General features: G+C 68.1%; 14 protein-coding genes and 1 pseudogene. 9 read left to right on the plus strand and 6 right to left on the minus strand.

Annotated features, from left to right (window positions below):
• Window positions 1–178: 178 nt before the first annotated feature.
• Window positions 179–1588: an MFS transporter gene (locus GWK18_RS05060; RefSeq protein ID WP_166833617.1), complete on the plus strand. Its 1410-nt coding sequence runs from the start codon at window positions 179–181 to the stop codon at window positions 1586–1588.
• 85 nt (window positions 1589–1673) lie between these two features.
• Here the strand turns inward: GWK18_RS05060 and GWK18_RS05065 are convergent, their stop codons facing one another.
• Window positions 1674–2666, minus strand: a complete 993-nt coding sequence (locus GWK18_RS05065) for a hypothetical protein (RefSeq protein WP_166833619.1) — start codon at window positions 2664–2666, stop codon at window positions 1674–1676.
• Between the two features lie 184 nt (window positions 2667–2850).
• On the minus strand, window positions 2851–4278 hold the full coding sequence (locus GWK18_RS05070; protein WP_166833621.1) for an NAD(P)H-quinone dehydrogenase: 1428 nt from the start codon (window positions 4276–4278) through the stop codon (window positions 2851–2853).
• Between the two features lie 173 nt (window positions 4279–4451).
• Between GWK18_RS05070 and GWK18_RS05075 the strand changes: the two genes are divergently transcribed.
• From GWK18_RS05075 to GWK18_RS05095, 5 genes are all read left to right on the plus strand, one after another.
• Window positions 4452–6452: a BCCT family transporter gene (locus GWK18_RS05075; RefSeq protein ID WP_166833623.1), complete on the plus strand. Its 2001-nt coding sequence runs from the start codon at window positions 4452–4454 to the stop codon at window positions 6450–6452.
• A gap of 165 nt (window positions 6453–6617) precedes the next feature.
• Window positions 6618–9638 (plus strand): ATP-binding cassette domain-containing protein, encoded by a 3021-nt coding sequence (locus tag GWK18_RS05080; RefSeq protein WP_166833626.1) that lies wholly within the window; start codon window positions 6618–6620, stop codon window positions 9636–9638.
• A 153-nt stretch (window positions 9639–9791) separates the two neighbouring features.
• The gene (locus GWK18_RS05085) at window positions 9792–10619 is read left to right on the plus strand and encodes a purine-nucleoside phosphorylase (RefSeq protein ID WP_166833682.1); all 828 of its coding nucleotides are present in this window, start codon (window positions 9792–9794) and stop codon (window positions 10617–10619) included.
• Entirely contained in the window at window positions 10616–12610 is a 1995-nt protein-coding gene (locus tag GWK18_RS05090) for a phospho-sugar mutase (RefSeq protein WP_166833628.1), read from the plus strand. Before GWK18_RS05085 ends, GWK18_RS05090 begins: the two co-directional genes overlap by 4 nt.
• 51 nt (window positions 12611–12661) lie before the next feature.
• Window positions 12662–13357 carry a trimeric intracellular cation channel family protein gene (locus GWK18_RS05095; protein WP_166833630.1) on the plus strand — a complete coding sequence of 232 codons (696 nt, stop codon included), beginning with the start codon at window positions 12662–12664 and terminating at the stop codon, window positions 13355–13357.
• A gap of 26 nt (window positions 13358–13383) precedes the next feature.
• Here the strand turns inward: GWK18_RS05095 and GWK18_RS05100 are convergent, their stop codons facing one another.
• From GWK18_RS05100 to GWK18_RS05110, 3 genes are all read right to left on the minus strand, one after another.
• Window positions 13384–14601, minus strand: coding sequence for an amidohydrolase (locus GWK18_RS05100; protein WP_166833632.1), 1218 nt, complete (start codon window positions 14599–14601; stop codon window positions 13384–13386).
• Window positions 14602–14703: 102 nt separating this feature from the next.
• Window positions 14704–15444 carry a hypothetical protein gene (locus GWK18_RS05105; RefSeq protein ID WP_166833634.1) on the minus strand — a complete coding sequence of 247 codons (741 nt, stop codon included), beginning with the start codon at window positions 15442–15444 and terminating at the stop codon, window positions 14704–14706.
• 27 nt (window positions 15445–15471) lie between these two features.
• Window positions 15472–16227: a DUF5058 family protein gene (locus tag GWK18_RS05110; RefSeq protein WP_123825102.1), complete on the minus strand. Its 756-nt coding sequence runs from the start codon at window positions 16225–16227 to the stop codon at window positions 15472–15474.
• Window positions 16228–16875: 648 nt separating this feature from the next.
• Here GWK18_RS05110 and GWK18_RS13080 point away from each other — a divergent pair.
• Both GWK18_RS13080 and GWK18_RS13085 read left to right on the plus strand, forming a co-directional pair.
• Window positions 16876–16947: pseudogene (locus GWK18_RS13080) on the plus strand (hypothetical protein); the annotation flags it as partial.
• A gap of 139 nt (window positions 16948–17086) precedes the next feature.
• On the plus strand, window positions 17087–17257 hold the full coding sequence (locus tag GWK18_RS13085; RefSeq protein ID WP_245192902.1) for a hypothetical protein: 171 nt from the start codon (window positions 17087–17089) through the stop codon (window positions 17255–17257).
• On the opposite strand, the gene nirD is transcribed toward GWK18_RS13085, so the two are convergent.
• A complete protein-coding gene (gene nirD, locus GWK18_RS05120) occupies window positions 17247–17729 on the minus strand; it encodes a nitrite reductase small subunit NirD (RefSeq protein WP_166833636.1) in 483 nt (160 codons plus the stop codon). The two genes, GWK18_RS13085 and nirD, sit on opposite strands and share 11 nt — an antisense overlap.
• A gap of 294 nt (window positions 17730–18023) precedes the next feature.
• Between nirD and nirB the strand changes: the two genes are divergently transcribed.
• A complete protein-coding gene (nirB, locus tag GWK18_RS05125; protein ID WP_166833638.1) occupies window positions 18024–20624 on the plus strand; it encodes a nitrite reductase large subunit NirB in 2601 nt (866 codons plus the stop codon).

Below are 20624 nucleotides of genomic sequence, written 5' to 3' on the forward strand. Positions count from 1 at the left end.
ACCCTCTCCTCTGCGTGCGTCGGTCCACATAGTGACCAAATATTGAGATCACTGTCCCGCGATATGACCAGACGTGTAACCTCCCCGTGAAGTTCGCTGCGGTCTGACCATGGGTCCGGTCGCAGACCCTCCCCCGCGGGGCCCGCCTCGGCCACCGCGAACGACGCTAAGGAATCCCATGTCAACCACTGTGGATCACTCCGGCGACCCGGACCCCGTGATCACGGACCCGATCGGAACCGCCAAGACGCTGCGCAACCGCGTCCGCGCGGCGTCGCTGGTCGGAACCACCATCGAGTTCTACGACTTCTACGTGTACGCGACCGCCGCCGTGGCCGTGTTCCCCGCCCTGTTCTTCACGGGCGAGAACGACACCGCGAAGCTGCTGGCCTCGATGGCCACGTTCGGCGCGGCGTTCGTCGCCCGCCCCATCGGTTCCGTGCTGTTCGGTCACTTCGGGGACCGGGTGGGCCGCAAGGCAACCCTGATCGGCGCCCTGTTGACCATGGGCATTGCCACGTTCCTGATCGGCCTGCTGCCGACCTACTACTCGATCGGCCTGTGGGCGCCCATCATCCTGACGGTGCTGAGGTTCTGCCAGGGCCTGGGGCTCGGCGGCGAATGGTCCGGGGCGTCCCTGCTGGCCACGGAGTACGCCGAAGACGGCAAACGAGCCCGCGCGGCCATGTGGCCCCAGTTGGGTGCGCCGTTCGGGTTCATCCTGGCCAACGGGTTCTTCCTGGTCCTCACCGTGATCATGGGCTTCACCACCCTGGCAGACAGCGGATCCAGCCACGCGTTCCTGACCTGGGGCTGGCGCATCCCGTTCATCGCCTCCGTGATCATGGTGATCGTCGGCCTCTACGTGCGTTTCTCCCTCGAGGAGACCCCGGTGTTCAAAAAGGCCGTGGAACGCGCGGAGCCGGTCAAGTCGCCCGTGCTGGAAGTCTTCAAGACCTCTTGGCTGCAGATCATCCAGGGCACGTTCATCATGCTGGCCACCTACGTGCTCTTCTACCTCATGACGGCCTGGATCCTGTCCTACGGCATCGGCTCCGCGTCCGTGGGCGGCCTGGGCATCGCCTACCGCAACTTCCTGGTCATTCAGCTCATCGCGGTGCTCATGTTCGCGGCCATGGTCCCGGTCTCCGGCTGGCTGGCCGACAAGTTCGGACGGCGTTCCTCGCTGCTGGTGATCACCGCGCTGATCGTGGCCTTCGGGTTGATCTTCGGCTGGTTCATCGCGCCGGAGAACCTGGGGACCGGTGAGGACCTGAGCCTGGTACGCCTGGTGGTGTTCCTGGCCGTCGGCATGGCGCTCATGGGCCTGACCTTCGGTTCCATGTCGGCCGTGCTCCCGGAGCTGTTCCCCACCAACGTGCGTTACACGGGTTCGGGGATCGCGTACAACGTCGCCTCCATCCTGGGTGCGGCGCTCACCCCGTACGCCGCGGTGTGGCTCAACGCCAAGTTCGGCGTCTCCGCAGTGGGCATGTACCTGTCGGCGGCCGCCGTCATCACCTTCGTGGCCCTGTGGCTCTCCCCGGAGACCCGCCACGTGGACATGGTCGAGGTCGGCAGGAAGTAACCTTCCCGACTTTCCCCGCGCCGAGTGCGCAGTTTGATCGCCCCTGAGTCAGTGAGCAGCGATCGAACTGCGCACTCGGCGTTTGTCATCCCCGACGACGGCGGGCGATGGCCTCGCGGACCAGGTCCACCACGCGCGGAGGCGTTCCCGGTGGGTCGAACGACCGCGGATACAGGTCGGAGATCAGTACGCGCACCTCGATCCATCCCGCCGCCTCCGTGGCCCGCTGGCGTTCGATGTCCCGGACGCGTTGGCGGTCGGCGTCGTGGTGCGGGCCCTCGATCTGCAGCGACACCTTGTCCTCTGGACGCGCAAGATCCGGCCAGACCGACCGATGCCCCGGGGCCCTGAGCTCGAGGTCGGTGACCCACTCCCCCAGCCCGTTGTCCTGGAGCACCAGACGCGCGCGGGTCTCGGCCGCCGAGTCCACTCCCGGCCGCGCCAGGGCCAACGCGGATCGCACTCGAGCCACGCCGCGCAACCCCGTCATTCGTGCCAGGTCCTCGGCGACGGCCTCCCGGGCCCGGAGCGGAGGCACACCCCGCAACGGGCCGTACCGGTGTTCACAGATCACGCCGTCCAACACGCTCACCAGAGCAGCCTGGTCAAGGAACCACGGGCCCCGCGGCCCGGCCGCTCCGGCCAGATCCACGAGGGTCCGGACGGGACCGGTGACTCCCACCCCGGTCTGAAGCACCCGGTCCTGCGGCGGAATCCAGGACCGATGGCCTCGCAGCCCCTTCACCCGGGGAGGGAGGACTTCTGTCCAGGGAGTGAGATGTATCGGTAGCGCAAGCCGCAACCGACCGGGGACCCGGAGCCCCAGCACCAGCGCCGCCGTCGTGTGGCTCGCGGCAGTCCCCGGATACGCGAGTTGCACGGCCGGCAGCAGGTCCATCAGATGCTCGACCGGGTCCGCCGGGAACACATGACCCGCGACCGCCCACACGTTCCGGAAGACCGATACGTAGCCCGGACCCAAGAGCTGGCCGCGGGTGACCCCGTGGGCGTACGCCTCCGCCGTCGTGAAACAACGGCCCCGGAGTCCGGCGGGTGGTGTGTGAGCGGGCGTGACCATGGGATGAGTACACGCGGCGCAAGCGCCCCGGGACCGTTTCGCCGCCCAGACGAGTACAGCCGCCCCTGCCCGACCACCCGCCGGGCACCTGTGGAGCCGAGATTCGCGCCGAGTGCGCAGTTTGATCGCCGCTGAAACAGTCAGCGGCGATCAAACTGCGCACTCGGCGCGGGGACAGTGTGAGTCAGGCCTGCAGGTGGTGCAGACGCCGGGCCGCCTCGGAGATCGACCCGGACAGGGACGGATACACCGTGAAGGTCTCGGAGAAGTCGTCCACCGTGAGGCCCTTGGAGACGGCCACGGAGATCGCGAAGATCAGCTCGGAGGCGCGCGGGCCCACCACCACGCCGCCGATGATCGTGCCGGGGCCCTTGCGGGCGAACAGCTTCACGAAGCCGTCCTCCACCGCCATCATCTTGGCGCGGGCATTGGTGGCCAGGTCCAGCTTGATCACGTCCGCGGAGTAGATCCCGTCCTTGATCGCCTTCTCCGACACACCCACGGAGGCGATCTCCGGGGAGGTAAAGATGTTGGAGGCCACCACGGAGGTACGCAGCGGCTGGACGGCATCGCCGAGCACATGAGCCATGGCGATGCGGCCCTGCATGGCGGCAACGGAGGCCAGCGGCAGGACACCCGTGCAGTCACCGGCCGCGTAAATGCTGGGCACAGACGTACGGGAAACCCTGTCCACCGCGATGTGGCCGGAGTCCTCCAGGCGCACGCCCACTTCTTCGAGTCCGATGCCCTCCGTGTTGGGGATCGACCCAACAGCCAGCAGGCAGTGGGAGGCCGCGATCTTGCGGCCGCCGGTGAGGGTGACCACCACGCCGTCGTCGGTACGTTCCACGGCTTCCGCGCGGGACCGAGAGACCACGGTGAGCCCGCGGCGCTCGAAAACGCTCTCCAGCACCTCGGCAGCGTCGGTGTCCTCACCCGGGAGAACCTGGTCCCGGGAGGAGACCAGGGTGACCTTGGCGCCGAGTCCGTTGTAGGCGGAGGCGAACTCCGCGCCGGTCACGCCGGAGCCCACAACCACCAAGTGCTCGGGGATCTCGGTCGTGTTGTAGACCTGCGTCCAGGTCAGGATGCGCTCGCCGTCCGGCTGAGCGTTGGGCAGGGTCCGCGGATGAGCTCCGACGGCGACCAGGATGGCGTCGGCCGCCAGGTCGTACTCCATGCCGTCGGTGGCCTTCACGTGCACGGTGTTGGGGTCCACAAGCGAGCCGACCCCGTCGACCACCTGCACACCTTCCTTCTCCAGTCCGCGGCGGATGTCGCGGGATTGGGTGGCGGCCAGGCGGAGCAGCCGCGTGTTGATGGTCTGCAGGTTCGCCGCGAGCCCCTGGACCTCCGTACCGTCCTGGGGCCCACCCACGAAGTGCACACCCAGGTCGCGGACCTCGTGGAAGCGGTGGATGGTGTCGGCGGAGGCGATCAGCGTCTTGGAGGGCACGACGTCGGTCAGCACCGCGGCACCGCCTGTGCCCTGACGTTCGATCAGGGTGACTTCCGCCCCCAGTCCGCGGGCGTGCAGGGCAGCCTCGTAGCCACCCGGGCCACCACCGATGACGACGATCTTCTTCTGGGGAGTTTCCGCGCTTGAGCTCACCGGGTCATTGTGTCAAACATCCAAGGACCCGGACATCGTGGGGCCCGTGCAACCGTGCAGGACAGCCCCGAGTCGTCTACCGCAGGATTCTTCACCGGACCAATGAGGAACTTGAAAGTTGACTGGTAATTGGTCAGTGTGGTCGAGTCCAATTCGCGACAGTTAGGTACACAATGACCTCCTCGGCCCAACCCCCGCATTCCGCGGGCGACCCTCAGGACGACTCGGACAAGACCCCCCTGCAGCACGAACACGACGTGGCCCTCGCGACCCACGACGAGGATGCCCCTACGGAGGACACCCCGACAGAGGCACCCTCCACAGCGGACACTACCGCAACGGACACCGCCACGATCGACGCGGACGAGGCCGCCCTCGCCAGGCACGAAGAGCTGTCCGTCCCGGCATCAGAACAGATCCGGGCGGAGGACAGCGACGACGACATCACGGAGAAGCTCCGCGCGCAGGGCGTCAAGATCGGCAAGTTCGGCATCGCCCCCCGGGTGTTCTGGCCATCGATGCTGGTGATCCTCGCTGTCGGGTTCGTGGGAGTCGCCTTCCCCGAGCGGACCGGAACCGTCTTCACCTCGGTCCAGGGTTGGATCGTGTCCACCCTGGGTTGGTACTACATGCTGATCGTGGGCGGATTCGTCGCGTTCACCGTGGTCGTGGGCCTCTCCCGTATGGGCGACATCCGGCTCGGCCGTGACGACGAGGAACCCGAATTCGGGGTGTTCTCCTGGTTCGCCATGCTGTTCGCGGCGGGTATGGGCATCGGCTTGGTGTTCTACGGCGTGGGTGAACCTCTCACCTATGCAACCGTCTCGCCCAAACCGGGTTGGGAAGGCAGCGAGGCCGAATTGCAGGGCCTGGCCATGGCACAGACCTTCATCCACTGGGGCCTGCACCCCTGGTCCATCTACTCGGTGATCGGTCTGGCCCTGGCATACGCCATCCACCGTCGCGGACGCCCGGTGTCGATCCGATGGGCGCTCGAGCCCCTGCTCGGCTACCGGGTCAAGGGCTGGATGGGAGACGCCATCGACATCCTGGCGATCTTCGGGACCGTCTTCGGCGTGGCCACGTCGCTGGGCCTCGGCGTGCAGCAGATCTCCGCGGGCATGGCGGCCATGGGCATCGTGGACTCGACGGACAATACCCTGTTGGTCATCCTGATCATCGTGATCACCTTCCTGGCAACGTTGTCCGTGGTCAGCGGGCTGGGTGCCGGCATCCGCTGGCTGTCGAACATCAACCTGTCGCTGGCCGGGCTCCTGTTGATCTCCATGCTCGTGCTGGGCCCCACGGTCTTCCTCCTGCAGAACTTCGTCGAGTCCTTGGGCGTCTACCTGGCCAACCTGATGCAAATGACGTTCGACGTCGGCGCCTATCAGCGCGGTGAGGAAGCCGCCAGCTGGTTCACCGGCTGGACCATCTTCTACTGGGGCTGGTGGATCGCATGGTCCCCGTTCGTCGGCGTCTTCATCGCCAGAATTTCCAAGGGTCGCACCATTCGACAGTTCGTCGCCGGTGTTCTGTTGGTTCCCACCATCGTGGGCTTCCTGTGGTTCGCCGTGATGGGTGGCTCGGGGTTGTTCCGCCAGATGTACGGCGAGGGGGACCTGGTCGCCGACGGCGCAGTCTCCGTGGAATCGGCACTGTTCCAGGTCCTGGACGGACTGCCCCTGGGCTCGATCCTCTCCGTGATCGCGATCATCCTGGTGGCCGTCTTCTTCATCACCTCCTCGGACTCGGGGTCGCTCGTCGTCGACATGCTCGCCTCCGGCGGCCACCCGAACCCGCCCACCTGGTCGCGGGTCGTGTGGGCGCTGCTCGAGGGTTTCCTGGCGACGGGGCTCCTGCTCGCCGGAGGCCTGGAGGCACTGCAGGCCGGCTCGCTCATCACGGCGCTGCCCTTCAGCGTCGTCCTGATCCTGATGTGTGTCTCGACCATCCAGGCCCTGGTCGTGGAGACACGGGCCCGTGACCACATCAAGCGGCGTCAGGATATGGACAGGCTCCGCGACTACGTCACGGAAGAGTTGACCGGAAACCTCGAGGAGTTCCCGGAGTTCGAGTCCTACGTGGACCGGCGAATCGACTACCGCATCTCCCGGACCCGGGGTGTATTCGCGCGCGGTCGCGGTCGGCAGCACGACAGGCCCGCCCGTTGAGGTTCGCTCTCAACCTCTGAACGCAAGCCTGGGCAACGGCCGGGGAACGGGCAACACGCCCGCTCCCCGGCCGTTGAACATTCCACGACACACATTTGTATTTGCATCTGCTAAGACTATGCTCGGTGGTGGCCCAGCATCCGTCCAGTTGTCATGAGGAGATTCATGCGTCCCCTTTCCATCGAAGCCGGTGGCACCACCCGCAGGCTTGATCCGTGGCGACCTTGGACCGTGGGATCTTCGCAGTACGCGGACATCCAGGTGCACTCCCCCGCGGTGCAGGACATCCACGTGATCCTGCGGTGGAGCGGGAACTGCTGGACGGTCGAGGACCGCGGCACCCGCACCGGCACCGCCATGAACGGCTACATGCTCATGGCCAACATGGCCGCCATCATCGACGGTCGCGCCGTGCTCAGCTTGGCACCCAACACGGGGGTCCAGGCCGATGTCGTGGTCGCCGACGTGCCCACCGCCGAGCCCGTTCGTCCCTCCTCCGACGGGTACGGCTACGTCACCGGGGAGCAGGAACAGCGCCCCGCGGCGTCCAACCACCCCACCTCGGTGGGCAGCCCCGCTGCGGGTGCAGCCACCAGTGAAGACACGGGCAGCACTTCGACCTCCTACGGCGTCCTCCCGACGGCCGCGCGGGACAACAGCGTCGGTACCGAGGCCGGAACCACCCATGACGACGTCGACGGCGGGGTCGCGGCCAGCATCGAACCGACTGTCGCCTCCATTCCTCTCCGTCGACAGACGGACGACGCCGCCCCCGGGACCAGCGGCGAGGACCCGTTGCATTCCGGCGACATTCCTGCCGCCTCCGCCGAGCCGACGGTCGCTGCCATCTCCATCAACCGCCGTTCCGCCGGCCTGGACGCGACCCCCGGACGCCCCGGCGAAGTCTCGCGGGATCCCGATTCCGATCCGTCCGAGTCCGACCTGGACGCCTCCGCGCCCGTCGTGGAGTCCCAACAGCGATCCTGGGTCAACCGGATGGACAATGCGGAGGTCATGCCCGCCCTGCCCAGCCCGGAGGACGAGCGGTCGGGCATGAGCCTGTCCCCCGCGTTTCGCGCCGCGGCCCCGGGTGGGTCGATCGTGGTGGGGCGCGACGCCTCGGCGGACGTCCTGATCGACGGTCTGCTGGTGTCCCGCCAGCACGCCCGCATCACCCGCACCCACGACGGCGCCACGATCACGGACCTGGGTTCGACCAACGGCACGTGGGTGGACGGCCAACGCATCTCTACGACCGTGCCCCTCCGGTTGGGCTCCCAGGTGGTCATCGGCGGTGTGCCGTTCCGACAGACGCCGAACGGGCTCTCCGAGCTCATCCGCGCCGAAGGCAACATGTCGATCGTGGTGCGGGACCTGACCTTCTCCGTCCCGGACCGCATCAACCCCAAGATGAAGCGCACGCTGGTCGACGACGTCTCCTTGGAGATCCCCGACCGTTCCCTGATCGCCGTGATCGGCCCCTCCGGTGCCGGCAAGTCCACGTTCCTGAACTGTCTGCTGGGTGACATCCACCCGGACAAGGGCAGGATCGAGTACCACGGCCTGGACATGGCCCAGTTCGGCCCGGCCCTGTCCACGCAGATCGGCATGGTCCCACAGGAGGACGTGCTGCACCGGGAACTCACGTCGGAACAGATCCTGGAAGCCACCGCGGCCCTGCGTCTGCCGGAGGACGTGGACAAGGAACAGCGCAAAGCACGTATCGCGGCGGTGATCGAAGCCCTGGGGCTGACCGAACACGCGCGGACACCGGCCTCCCAGCTCTCGGGCGGTCAGCGCAAGCGCGTGTCCACGGCCATGGAGTTGCTGACGGGTCCGCGCTACCTGTTCCTGGACGAGCCCACCTCCGGCCTGGACCCGGACATGGACTTCGAGGTCATGGACCTGCTGCGTCGCATGGCCCACGGCGACGTCGGCGGCCGGGAGGGTTCGACCGTCGTCGTCATCACCCATTCCACGGCGAATCTGGATCTGGCCGACAAGGTCCTGGTGCTCGCACCGGGCGGATCCGTGGCCTACTTCGGCGATCCGGACGGGATGATGCCGTACTTCGAACGGTCGCAGAGCCTGGGGCCGCAGGTCCGGGAGGTCTACAAGGGCCTCAAGGAGGACCCCGCCCGCGCCGCCGCGGCATTCCGGCGGGAGATGTCCCAGGACACCCACGAACGCCTGTCCGCGCAGACCCCCTCCGGACCGCAGAAGCAGGTTTCCAGACGCGGCATGTTCCAGCTGGGGGTGCTGCTGCGGCGGCAGATCCAGCTCATGCGCACGGACAAGGTCTCCGTACTGATCACCACCTTCATCGCCCCTGCCCTGCTGGCGCTGCTGGTCCTGGTGGTTCCGGGCGATCACGGTCTGACCTACCCGAAGTCCACGGAGTCCGAGGTCAATCAGCCCCAGATCCTGCTCATCGTGATCCTCCTGGCGGCGGTGGCCATCGGGCTGTTCCCCGCCTGCCGAACGTTCCTGGACGAGAAACGCATCTTCCTGCGGGAAGCTCGCACCGGGCTCGGCGTGTGGCCCTACGTGGGCGCCAAGACGCTGGTCACGATCGTCACCTCCCTGATCCAGTCCGCGATCCTGGTCTTCACGGTCCTGGCACTGGTCCCGGCCGACCCCTTCGCCTCCTGGGGGCCGATGTGGCTGGAACTGTGGATCGTGACCTTCCTGCTCATCCTGACGTCCTGGTTGCTCGGGTTCCTGGTCTCCGCGCTGGTGGGCCGCTCGGACGTGGCCATGAACACCGCGTCCCTGCTGGTGGTGGTGCAATTGATCTTCTGCGGCGGGCTGTTCGCCATGGAAGGGGTTTCGGACACCGTTTCGCGCGTGGTTCCCACCCGGTGGGCCTACGCGGCCATGGCGCAGTCCGGTGACCTCAACGAGATCGTCCGCACGGCGGCCGTCGCCCTTCCCCAGGAGGAGGCCAACGACGACGCGCAGGCCAAGCACGACGACGCCGTGACCGCCGCCGAAGAACAGGGCCTGCCGGAACCCGAGCCCTTGGACCTCCCCGAGGTCGACACCTCCAGCGCCGTGCTGGACCCGCTGTGGAACCAGGGCACCGTCATGTGGTGGGGTTCCACGGGCATCACCGCAGGTTTCGGACTGGCCTTCCTGCTGCTGTCCGTGCTGGCCATCAGGCGGGTCAAGAAGCGCAAGCGCTGAGGCGCGAACCGGCGCGACGGGTGGGGATGCGAGGGCATCGCCGCCGTTGCGCGCAGATGGCAGGATGGATCGTGACGACGCTCGCGAGCACACCGGGCCGCGCGCCGTCGTCGTCGCAGACACGCCGCAATCCCCCAGGAGGCCGTTGCCGTGGTGGCACCCACCCAGTCCATCGATCCGTTCGACCTTGCTGCGCAGGCTGCCGACGCGTTACGGGAACGCACGGGAATCCAGACCCACGACATCGCACTGACCCTCGGCTCCGGTTGGGGTGGTGCGGCCGAACTTCTCGGTGAAACCGTTGCGGAAATCCCCGCCACCGAGATCCCCGGCTTCTCCAAGCCCGCGTTGGAGGGGCACGTGGGAACCCTTCGTTCGATCCGCATCGCTGGCGACGACGACGCCCCCCGGCACGCCCTGGTGATCGGCGCCCGGACCCACTACTACGAAGGCCGCGGCGTGCGCGCCGTGGTCCACGGTGTGCGGACGGCCGCAGCCGCCGGTGCCAAGACCATGGTGCTCACCAACGGATGCGGTGGCCTCAACCCGAGCTGGCAGCCCGGCACACCCGTGCTGATCTCCGACCACATCAACCTCACGGCCACCTCGCCACTGGAAGGTGCCACGTTCGTGGACCTCACCGATCTCTACTCCCAGCGGCTGCGCGATCTGGCCCGCACGGTGGACCCCACGCTGGAGGACGGTGTCTACGCGCAGTTCCCCGGCCCGCACTACGAGACCCCCGCCGAAGTCCGCATGGCCGGCGTCCTGGGGGCTGACCTGGTGGGCATGTCCACCGCGCTCGAAGCGATCGCCGCCCGCCACGCGGGCCTGGAAGTCATGGGCATCTCCCTGGTCACCAACCTGGCCGCCGGGATCCAGGAGACTCCGCTGTCCCACGAAGAGGTCGTGGAGGCCGGCCGCGCCGCCGGACCACGGATCGCGAAACTGCTGGCCGAGATCGTGCGGGGGGTCAAGTGAACACCGCATCAGACCCGACCCACGGTTCCAGCGACGCAGCCGGTGCCGCCGAGGCACTGCTCACGGCCGCCCGGGACTGGATCGCCCAGGACCCTGATCCGGAGACCCGTGACGAACTCCGGCAGTTGCTGGACGCAGCCACGGAACTCCCCGCCGAGGACGCCGACTCGACGGCCGCCCCCACCGGGGATCCGGCGGCGGGCGCGGGCTCTCCCGGGGAACTCGCGGCGCAGGCGGCAGCCCTGGACCTCGCGGAGCGCTTCAGCGGAACCCTTCAGTTCGGCACGGCCGGGTTGCGCGCCGAGCTGGGCGCCGGACCGATGCGCATGAACCGCGTGGTGGTGCAACGCGCGGCAGCGGGAGTGGCGGCACACGTCCTCGAGGTGACCGCGGCGACCACCGGTGCCTCGGCAGGCTCGGCCGGCGCCGGCAACTCAGGCAACTCGGCTGACTCAGCTGTCCCAAGCGACTCAGACGAAACCGGGAAGCCTCCGCGGGCGGTCATCGGGTTCGACGCCCGCAAGAACTCGGCCGTCTTCGCCCGAGACACGGCGGCGGTGTTCACCGCCGCCGGCATCGAGACGATGATCATGCCCCGCCCGTTGCCCACACCGGTCCTGGCCTGGGCCGTTCGGGAGTTCGACGCCGAGGTGGGCGTGATGGTCACGGCCTCACACAACCCCGCGGCGGACAACGGCTACAAGGTCTACCTGGGCAGCCGTGCCGTCGAAGAGTCCGGACGCGGCTGCCAGATCGTGCCGCCGCACGACGCCCAGATCGCCGCCCAGATCGCCCAGGTGGGTGATGTCCGGGAGATCCCCCGGGCCGACGACGGTTGGACGGTCTTCCCCGTCCTGATCGAGAACTCGTACCTCGACGCGATCGTCCCGGGCAGCACGCCCAGCCGCACCGCCCCGACACCCGGGGAACCCACCGTCATCGACACCACGCCCCGTACGGACTCGCGGGACCCGAACGCCCCGCGGATCGTCCTCACGGCCATGCACGGCGTGGGTGGCCCCACGACCACGGAGGCACTGACCCGCGCCGGTTTCACGGATGTCCATCCCGTCCGCGAGCAGCACACACCGGACCCCACGTTCCCCACGGTGGCCTTCCCCAACCCGGAGGAACCCGGGGCACTGGACCTGGCCTTCGAGCTGGCCCGCTCCGTCCACGCGGATCTGGTCATTGCCAACGACCCCGACGCCGACCGCTGCGCCGTCGCCGTTCCCGACGCCGATCACCCGGCTGCCGTGGACGGCTGGCGCATGCTGCGCGGGGACGAAGTGGGTGTGCTCCTGGGGCTCGCCGCGCTGCGCAACCTCGGGGCCGATGCCGAGTCCCCCGTGCTGGCCAACTCGATCGTGTCCTCCCGCCTGTTGGGCCGGATGGCGCGGACGGCGGGAGTGGAGCACCGGGAAACCCTGACCGGGTTCAAGTGGATTGCCCGGGTTCCGGGCATCGTGTTCGGCTACGAGGAGGCCCTGGGCTACTGCACGCAACCGGACACCGTCCGGGACAAGGACGGGATCTCCGCGGCGGTTGCCGTCGCGCGGCTCGCCCAGCAGGCACGGTCCCAGGGACGCTCGCTCACGGACGAACTCGCGGAGCTGGCCGTCGAGCACGGGCTGTTCACCACGGACCAGCTCTCGATCCGGGTGGCCGACCTGGCCTTGATTCCGGAGATGATGACCGCGCTACGGGAACGAACCCCCACCGAGTTGGCGGGGTCACGCGTCGTCGAGGTCCGGGACCTGGCCGCCCCGCCGGCCGGATCCCCGCTGCCACCCACGGACGGGATGCTGCTGCTCACCGAGGACGACACCCGGGTGATCGTGCGCCCGTCGGGCACCGAACCCAAGCTCAAGTGCTACCTCGAAGCCGTCACCCCCGTGACCGGGACCGACGACGTGCCGCGCGCCCGGAACCAGGGCATGGCACGGTTGCAGGCCGTGGTGGATCAGCTGCGGGAGTTGTTCGGCACCTGATGCGCCTGACAGATCGACGATCCCACCGGCCGACCGGTACCTGACGCCCCGATGGACAGACTCGACCCACAACTGGTCTTCGACACCGTGGACCTCCTGGGTGTGTTGACCAACGCCATCCTGGGCGGGGCCATCGCGCGCCAGTTGAAGATGGACCTGATCGGGTTCATGTTCCTTGCCGTCATGTCCGGGTTGGGCGGCGGCATGCTGCGCGACGTGCTGCTGCAGGTCGGCTTCCCCGTGGCCCTGACCAATCCGGCGTACCTGGGAACGGCCCTGGTGGGTGCGGTCGTGGCCTTTCTGCTGCACTTCCGTGGCAAGTGGGCGCTTCGCGTGCTGGTGGTGGCCGACTCCCTGTCCCTGGGGTGTTGGGCCGCCACCGGCACGGCGAAGGCGTTGAGCGTCGGCCTCAGCTGGCTGCCCGCCCTCATGATCGGCGTCATCACCGCGGTGGGCGGCGGTATGATCCGCGACACGTCGGTCGGCCGGGTTCCCCAGATCTTCGGCGGCAACACCCTCTACGCGACCGGCGCCCTGGTGGCCAGCATCGAAATGGTCATCCTCTACCGGATGACCCACCCCACGTGGGGCATGGCGGTGGCCATCGTCTCGGCCGCCCTGCTGACGGTCGTCGCGCGACGTCGCGGGTGGCGGCTGCCCGGGGTGGGCAGCCTGGAGGTCCGGTTGCCCAAGGCCCCGGCGTTCCCCAAGTCCCGCCGGCGCAAAGGGCCCACAGAGGGCGGCTGAATCCCCTGAGCTGAATCCCTGGGCGGTCAGTTCCCCAACCGGCTCAGGATCGCCGTGGTGGCCGCCCGCACTCCGGTACTGAGGGTGGGCTCCTCGACCGGGACGAAGAACGGCGAGTGGTTGACCGGCGTCGGTTCCTGCGAGTCCATGACACCGCGGTCGTGCGCACCGAACATCCAGAACACCGACGGCACCCCGATGGCCTCCGCGAGCGCACCGAAGTCCTCCGATCCCATGAGCGGTGCCGACTCCACCACGCGGTCGGCGCCGAATTCCGCCTCGAACCCGCGGACCACCTCCGCGGTCGCGGCGGGGTCGTTGAAGGTGCGCGGGAAGTGCGAGAGTTCCTCGATCACCGGCTCCGGCGCCCCGGATGCCTGGGCCTCCGCCATGATGATGCGACGCAGGGCACCGAGGACGACGTCGCGAGTGGCCGGATCCAGACTGCGCACGTTGAGCGTGAACTCGGTCGCGGCCGGGATGATGTTCTCCTTGAGCCCGCCGTGGAAGCTGCCGACGGTCACGACCGCGGACTCCCGCGGATCGACCTCCCGCGCGACCACGGACTGGATGCGGGTGACCATGAACGCGCCGAGCACGATCGGGTCCACGCAGTCTTGCGGTTGTGAGCCGTGCCCGCCCTTGCCGCGCACGGTGACCTTCCAGGAGTCGGACATGGCCAGGGCGTCCCCCACGGAGTAGGTGAGCGTGCCCGATTCGACCGGCATGACGTGTTGGCCGAACACGACCTCCGGAACGGGAGCCTTGTCCCAGAGTCCGTCGTCGACCATGGCGCGGGCGCCCGCCGCGGTTTCCTCCCCGGGTTGGAAGATCAGGACGAGCGTTCCAGCCCAGGTGTCCCGTGCACTCAGGAGAACTTCCGTGGCCGACAGGAGACAGGCGATGTGGGTGTCGTGCCCGCAGCCGTGCATGACCGGGACCTCGGTCCCGTCCGGCAGGTTCCCGGTGGCGGTGCTCGCGTACCCCAGGGCCGTGTCCTCCTGCAGCGGGAGGCCGTCCGTGTCGGCGCGGAAGGCGACGACGGGGCCGTCCCCGTTGCGGATCACACCGACCACACCGGTCCCACCGCAGCGGAAACTCTCGACGCCCAGCTCCGCGAGACGGTTCTCGATGAACTCCGCGGTCCGGTGTTCCTGCATGGACAGCTCCGGGTGTTGGTGCAGGTGGCGATACGTCCGGTGCAGAGTCTCGGTCTGGGCCTCGGTCAGGGTGGGGACGGACATCGTGGGGTCTCCTGGTGTCGGTGTCAGGGTCGGTTGCGGCTTCGGGGTCGGTATCGGTCGTGGCGGCAGGGGTGGCAGTGGCGGTGATGTGGACGAGGGTGGTCAGATCTCCGTCGTCGCCCCGTCGTCATTCATGGATCGCAGCAGCCAGGCCAGGACGGCGGTCACCACGACGGCGAGCGCGGTGCCGAAGAAGGCCAACTGAGGTACCGCGGGGAGCAGCAGGAACACGACCGCCGCGGAGACCAGGCCAGCGATCAGGGCCACTCGCCACTGTTTGAGGGTCACGATGGCCTGGACCAGGACCGCGCCGAGCACGGAGGGCAGGATGTAGACCTGCACCACGGCGATCACCTCGGGCGGGACGGCCTGGACCAACCAGGTGCCCAGCAGGCCCACGAAGATCAGCAGGGACAGCAGGTGGACCGCTGCGGCACCGCTGATGGCCATGACGGCGGCCAACTCTCCGCGGCGGGTACCCGCTTTGGCGTCGACGGCGGCCTGGGCCACCAGGGCGGAGGGCAGGAGCTTGTTGGAGATGTTGCCGATCATGAAGGCCTGGTACATCGAGGCCTGGCCCAGGATCGGGTAGTACGTCAGGGGCTCGACCACCCACAGGACTCCGAAGGTTCCCGCAATGGCCAGCAGGGCGACCCAGATCCGGCCGTGGTCCACGTCCAGGCCGCTGAAGAACACCAGGTAGGCGGGGCCCGCGAGCGCGAAGAACATCCCGGCAATCATGGTCAGGCGACCCCAGCGCGCCGTCGTGCGGTCGAACTGTTCGAGGTCTGCCGTGCCCTGGGACTCGGCCCGGGCGCCGGTGGATGAAGCGGTGGAGGTCATGTCTGCTCCTCTGTGACTGGGTCCCGGTCAGGCGGGAACGGGGAAGGCACCGGACTGGACGACCAAGTAGGTCACGATCAGTGCGATGAGGATGGCGATGCCGAGGGACCATTCCTTCATCCACTGGCGCTTGAGGACGTGGGCCACCCCCAGGCACGCGGCCATTGCCAGCGCGGAGGTCAGGAACGCGACGACGTGGTTTCCCGATTTGGGCAACTCCCCCAGGCCCAGGGCGAAGAACGCCGCCAGGAGGGCTGCCCCCGGCACCACGGTCATGATCGCCGGGTTCACCTTCCGCAGGCTGACGTCACCGCGCTTGAGCAGGGGCGTCATGATCAACGTGGCGATCATCCACATGGACCCGCCCAGGCTCATGGCCATGAAGGCCACCGCGAACACGCCCTGCGTGTAGGTGGGCCCACCCAGTTCGGCGTCCATGGTTCCGGCGGCAATGCTGGCGGCCCCGGTCTCGAAGGACACCGACCCGATCAGTCCGATCCGGACCAGCACGGCGGGAGCGCCGAAGACCGCCAACAGTGCGATGGCGACCAGCGCGACGGCCAAGGAGGGTCCGATGGCTGAGACGGCCCCGGCCCGGAAGGAGGTGTTGAGTTCCTTCCGACTCATGCCGCCCGCGGGGGCGGCCACCCTGGCGGCTCGGATGTAAATCACGGACTGGACGATGATGACGGCGAAGACTCCCAACGCGCAGATCCACAGCACGGGGAGATTGGCCACCTCCAGTATCTCCGTGGACGATCCGTCCACTGCTCGCTGAATCATGGGGCCTCCGGTCGGATGGGTGTTCGGGTGATTCCTGACGGCGAGACTGGTGTGCTGCACATCACTTTGCGCTGATTTTTCTGATTTACTGCATGAGAACCGGCCATTTATGAAGGATCGTGCATGGAACTTCCCGCCGAGGACCTGGAACTGGTCCACGCGCTTCAGATCGCTCCGCGCGCCACATGGACGCAGCTGTCCGCGATTCTGGGACGCCACCCGGCCACTTTGGCCGCACGGTGGGAGCGTCTGCGCACCGAGGGCTACACCTGGGTCACCGCCCACGCGGGGACCGTGGGCGGGGACGGGTGCGCGGCGTTCATCGGCGTCGAGTGTCTGCCCGGGCGCAGGGAGGAGGTTCTGGGGCGGTTGTGCGCGATGGCTCCGATCGCGACGGTCGAGGAATCCGCCCGCGACTGGGACCTGCGCCTCACGGCCTTGGCGCGTTCCTGGCAGGAGATGTCCCGCGACGTGCTAGCCGCCGTGCGCCAGGATCCCGGGGTGGCCCGGGTGCGCATGAACGTGGTCACCCGACTGTTCGTGACCGGCAACCACCTGCGGCTGGACGTCTTGAGCGCCCAGCAGCAACGCGACCTCCAGGCCTTCCATCCGCGGGCCACGCGGGAACCCGGGAGCACTCCCCCCGCCATGGATGCCCTCCTGCGGGTCCTGCAGAACGACGGGCGCGCCACGAGTGCCCAGATCGCCGAAGCCACGGGCAGCCACCCGACCACCGCCATGCGGCATCTGCGGCTGGCCGTCGAAACCGGCTTGGTCCATCTGCGCTGCGAGCTCGCGCAGGAGTTCTCCGGGTACCCCGTGGCCTGCCAGTGGTACGGGCGACACCAATCTCACCTTCTTGTTGTGGCTGCGTTCCCCGGAGGCCGTGCTGGGCGTGGAGTCGGGGCTGCAGTCCGCCGCGTCCAGCGTGCAGGTGGTCGAGTCCGACGTCGGGGTCCGCACCCACAAACGCATGGGATGGCTGCTGCGCGAGGACTCCCGGGCCACGGGTCAGGTGGTCACGCAGTGATCGACGACGGCCGGTGTTCTGCGGTTCCCCACTGCCTCGCGAGCACCATGACCCGGCCGTCGCGGACCTCCACGGGGTGGGTCACCAGGCTGTGGCCGGTATCGGAGAGACAGCGGCCGCTGAGCAGCGAATAGACCTCCTTGTACAGCGGCGCCGCGATGGTGGGTTCATCGCCTTTGGAACCCACGATGCCGCGCGCCATGGTGCACGTCCCGGTTCGCGGATCGCGATGGTCCACCGCGTACACGGTGTCGTCCGGCATGCGCACCAGCGCAACCTGAACACCGTCGACGCGGGCGGCGACCGCCACCGTTGGCTCGAGGTCCCGCAGCGCACAGATGTCGACCGCACGTCCCGTGACAGGCCGCGGATCGCGCAGGTTGGGCCCCTCCTCGCATGGGTCAGGCGTGATCTGCGGCAGATCGAGCCCGACACCGCCGGGCACCGGGCTGATCGTCGTGGCGTCGTACATGGGTATCTCCGTTCCGGGCCGGGTCCGGGGCACGCACCCCGGACTCTCGCGTTCCACTGTGCCGCGGACGGATTTCACGACGTTCTCGGCCGTGTTGCAAGTGGGCGACGGCGATCTCACCTCGGGTGTCACCCGTGTGCGGCACTTTGCAACACGACCGCAACAGAGGTGAAAGGCCAGGGCAAAGGCCTCTTCCTACGGTGAAGTCCAGCCGTTAGTCCACAATCTCGTGCCGTCGTCCGTGATGCCACCGCACACCGGCCCGCTGCACTGGTTCCGAACGAGGAGACACTCGTGGCCCGATCGCCGTTCACACCGAGCAACCCCCAGCGCATCGCCGTCGTCGGAGGCGGGCCGGCCGCCCACCGCTTCGTCGAAGCCGTGCTCAGCGCGCAGGACCACCACGTGACGGTGGAAGTCTTCGCCGACGAGCCGCACCTGCCCTACGACCGGGTGCAGCTGTCCAAGGCACTGCCTGAACACGTGGATCTCACCCTGGGATCCGGGGCGATCTGGGCGGACCCCAGGGTGACGCTGCGGACCGGATGCAAAGTTCGTGAGATCGACCCCGGTGCCCGGTCGCTTCGCACGGACACGGGGCACAGTGTCGAATGGGACGAGTTGGTCCTGGCCACGGGATCGGATGCCGCGCGGCTGAACATCCCCGGCGCCCACCGCGCTTTCGTCTACCGGACCCTGGAGGATGTCGCCGCCGTCCGGGCCGAGGTCCGTCGGCTCCGCACCGCCCTGGGCCGCCCGCCCAAGGCAGCCGTGGTGGGTGGCGGTCTGCTGGGCCTGGAGGCCGCCGGTGGGCTCCAGGAGCTCGGAGCCGAGGCCACCGTGGTGCACTCACGTCAGTGGTTGATGAACGCTCAGCTCGACCAAGGCGCAGGCCAGGCACTCAACGCCCTGATCTCCCAGCGCGGTGTGGCGTTGCACATGGGAGAACGCCCCTCCGGCATCACGTTGGACAAGAAGACCAACGAGATCGCCGCCGTCGAGTTCGCCGAGTCCGCCGCACTGGCCGCTGACATGGTCGTGGTCTCCACGGGCATCCGCGCCCGTGATCGGTTGGCCTACAACTGTGGGATCACCACGGCGCCACGCGGCGGCATCGTCATCGACGACGCCTGCCGGACCTCGGCGGAGCACGTCTGGGCGATCGGCGAGGTGGCCAGTTTCGACGGCGAATGCGTCGGCCTGGTGGCCCCAGCCAACGCAATGGCCGAGATCGTGGCCGACCGGCTGGCCGGTGGTTCCTCGCGCTTCGACGGGTTCGACACCGCCACCAAGCTCAAGCTTTCGGGCGTGGACGTCGCCTCCTTCGGTGACGCCTACGGGGAGGCCGAGGGCTGCCTGGAGATCGTCTACGCCGATCCTGCCCGGGGCCTGTACCAGAAGATCGTGACCACCTCCGACGCCAGGACCCTTCTGGGTGGGGTGTTCGTGGGCGACGCCTCGCCCTACCAGTCCCTGCGCCCCCTGCTGGACCGGGACCTCCCCGCGGAACCCGGGCAGTACCTCTCGGCCGCGGGCGGGGAAGCCCCGGATTCCGAGCTTCCGGACGACGCCGAACTCTGCTCCTGCAACGGGGTGAGCTTCGGTGACGTCCGCAGTGCCGTCGCCTGCGGCGTGCACGAGATCTCCGAGTTGAAGACCTGTACACGGGCCGGGACCCAGTGCGGTTCGTGTGTGCCCATGCTCAAGAAGACCCTCGACCAGGAACTGGCCAAGGCCGGCCTGGAGGTCTCCACCGCACTGTGCGAGCATTTCGAGCTCTCGCGGCCAGAGCTCTTCGAGGCGGTCCGGTCCTTGGAACTGGACTCATGGGACGCCGTGCTGGAACGGTTCGGAACCGGCCTGGGCTGCGACATCTGCAAACCGGCGGTGGCCTCGATCCTGGCCTCACAGCGGGCACAGTACGTCCTGGACGCAGGCCGCAGCGGACTGCAGGACACCAATGACCGCGCCCTGGCCAACATGCAACGCAACGGGACCTACTCGGTGGTCCCCCGGATGCCCGGTGGTGAGATCACCCCCGACAAGCTGATCGTCCTGGGCGAGATCGCAAAGAAGTACGGCCTCTACACCAAACTCACGGGGGCCCTGCGGATCACCATGCTCGGCGCGCGATTGGAGCAGTTGCCCGAGATCTGGAAGGACCTGGTCGAGGCGGGTTTCGAGTCCGGACAGGCCTACGGCAAAGCACTGCGCAACGTGAAGTCCTGCCTGGGGTCGACGTGGTGCCGGTACGGCGTGCTGGATTCCGTAGGCATGGGGATCCGGTTGGAACTGCGCTACCGCGGTTTGCGCTCACCACACAAGTTCAAGATGGGGGTTTCCGGGTGTGCCCGCGAGTGTGCGGAAGCCCGGGCCAAGGACGTGGGCGTGATCGCGACCTCCGATGGCTGGAACCTCTACGTGGGCGGCAACGGCGGCGCCACACCGGTTCACGGAGAATTGCTGGCCCAGGGCTTGGACGACGACACCCTGGTGACGTACATCGACCGCTATCTCATGTTCTACATCCGCACGGCAGAGCGGATGCAGCGCACGGCCCGGTGGCAGGAGGAGTTGGACGGCGGCATCGATCGGGTACGTGCAGTGGTGGTCGACGACGTTCTGGGAATCGCACCGGACCTGGAAGCGTCCATGGCACGGCACGTGGCGAACTATCAGGACGAATGGGCCGCGACCTTGGAGGACCCGCAGCGGCTGGCCCGGTTCCGGTCGTTCGTCAACGACGCCGAACGTGACGACTCCATTCGCTGGATGCCCGAACGTGACCAGCACCGACCGGCCACCGCGGAGGAGATCGAAGCCGGCCTGGGCGTCCCGGAACCGGTCATGGTTGCCGGTGTGTCCCTGCCCGTCGGCCCCCCGCACGGGGGCTGA

The sequence above is a fragment of the Kocuria sp. JC486 genome, assembly GCF_011602805.1.
In the GTDB taxonomy this organism is placed as follows: domain Bacteria; phylum Actinomycetota; class Actinomycetes; order Actinomycetales; family Micrococcaceae; genus Kocuria; species Kocuria soli.